This window comes from Moorena sp. SIO1G6, assembly GCF_010672795.1.
Classification (GTDB): Bacteria; Cyanobacteriota; Cyanobacteriia; order Cyanobacteriales; family Coleofasciculaceae; genus Moorena; species Moorena producens.
In genome coordinates this window covers 1-2,168 of record NZ_JAAHFZ010000151.1, presented here as the reverse complement: position 1 = coordinate 2,168, position 2,168 = coordinate 1, and the positions used below count along the sequence as shown (strand labels likewise).

The 2,168-nt window shown below is 41.4% G+C and carries 1 protein-coding gene; it reads left to right on the top strand.

The annotated features are described in order from the left end of the window. The first annotated feature begins 309 nt into the window (after positions 1 to 309). The gene (gene ltrA / locus F6K63_RS36620) at positions 310 to 2,055 is read left to right on the top strand and encodes a group II intron reverse transcriptase/maturase (RefSeq protein WP_287256165.1); all 1,746 of its coding nucleotides are present in this window, start codon (positions 310 to 312) and stop codon (positions 2,053 to 2,055) included. Positions 2,056 to 2,168 lie beyond the last annotated feature (113 nt).

Below are 2,168 nucleotides of genomic sequence, written 5' to 3'. Positions count from 1 at the left end.
ACAATAGCGTAATAAGGCTGACACGCTATAGACAAAAAGTCAACGAAAAATAAAGGATTATAAGGTTGAATTTCCCTATAATGATTTCCCTAAGTTTCCGGTGGATAGTATCACCCTAAAAGTTCAACAGAATGGTTATCAGGAACGAAGTAACCTCACAGGTGCTCTTAAGAAAGGTCGATTTCTTAAGTAGGTAGTTAGCCACATGGCCTGTGTAGGAAAGATTGAGTCAGAAGCAAACGTCTAGGGTAATACCTAGAATACGCTGACGGACTCACGTGATGGGAAAAGATATGGTTGTAAGTAGCAATGAATAAGTCTAAAACTCGGGGGTTCGCCCCACAGTCGGAATGGAATCGGGTCGATTGGCGCAAGCTAGAAAGAACCGTATTTAAGTTGCAAAAACGAATATATCGAGCCTCTGTTCGTGGTGACGTTCGCGTGGTTAGAAGGTTACAAAAGACTCTAATGAAATCCTGGTCAGCTAAGATGCTGGCGGTAAGGAAGGTAACACAACAGAATAAAGGTAAAAAGACTGCCGGAATAGACGGGAAAAAAGCTTTAAAAGGCAAACAACGCCTCGTCTTAGTAGCCAACCTCAAACTGTACAAAAAACCTCAACCAACCCGTAGAGTTTGGATTGATAAACCTGGTCGTAAAGAAAAACGCCCCTTAGGGATACCCACTATTTACGACCGGGCACTCCAAGCCTTGGCAAAACAAGCATTAGAGCCAGAATGGGAAGCGGTCTTTGAACCAAACTCATATGGCTTTAGACTAGGAAGGTCATGTCATGATGCAATTGAAGCAATATTTAAATGTATCAGTCAAAAACCCAAATGGGTACTAGACGCCGATATATCTAAATGCTTCGATAAAATCAACCACGACGCTCTTCTCTCAAAAATAAATACCTACCCATCTATGAAGCGATTAATCAAAAACTGGTTAAAAGCAGGAGTAATAGATAAGGAAACATTCTCACCTACAAACGAAGGCACTCCTCAAGGCGGAATAATATCCCCGCTTTTAGCGAACATAGCCCTCCACGGAATGGAAAACAGGATAAACGAATATGCCCAAACCTTACCCGGATGCAAACGGGATAACAAAAAAGCATTAAAGTTAATCCGATATGCAGACGATTTCGTCATAACACATAAATCCAAAGAAGTGGTAGAAGAATGTCAGAGAATCATCAGCGAATGGTTGAGAGATATCGGCCTGGAACTAAAACCCGAAAAAACCAAACTGACACACACCTTTAAAGGATTTGACTTTCTAGGATTTAATATCCGTCAATACCCAGTAGGAAAAAATCAGTCGAAACAGGGTTTTAAAACCATCATCAAACCATCCAAAGAAAAAGTAAAAGAGCACTGGAAGCGACTATCAAGTGAAATAAGTAAACACAAAGCCGCCCCACAAAACGCCCTAATCAGGCATCTAAAACCCATAATAAGAGGATGGTGTAACTATAATCGCAGTGTCGTAAGTAGCGAAACATTCTCAGATTTGGACAACATGCTCTGGAACAAACTTCAAAGATGGGGATACAGGAGACATCCAAACAAATCAAAAACCTGGGTGAATAAAAAGTACTGGGGAACTAAGGTTGAAAAACCAAAAGAACCATGGGAAGCACCAAAGATAGATAACTGGGTATTCATGACAAATGAGGAGAACTATCTCCCGAAACATGCCAAAACAAAAATTGTAAGGCATGTAAAGGTCAAAGAATCCAGAAGTCCTTTCGATGGTGACCTAGTGTACTGGAGCAACCGAATGCAAAAACACCCTGAAATGACTAGCCAGAAGGGTAAACTTCTGAAAAGACAGGAAGGGAAATGTGCTGATTGTGGTCTCACATTCAGAGATGGAGATTTATTGGAAACGCATCACATAATACCACGCGCACAAGGTGGAAACGACCAACTCAGGAATCTTGAGCTACTCCACCTACATTGCCACGATGTAAAACATAGAACTAAAGTCAATCCAAAGTGTATTGAGTCAAGTAACGACTCCTCTAAGCTAGATGACAATCCTTTCTAATGTGGAGGTACCAATGAAAGTGTGTTCCTATCATGAGGAGCCGTATGACGGGAAACTGTCACGTACGGTTTTGGAGACGAGTCGCAGAGGTAACTCTGCGGCTTAGTTTAATA

What these genes read in the sequence shown, in the direction of transcription:
- ltrA (WP_287256165.1), top strand. Translation starts at nt 310, where the DNA reads ATGAATAAGTCTAAAACTCGGGGGTTCGCCCCACAGTCGGAATGGAAT.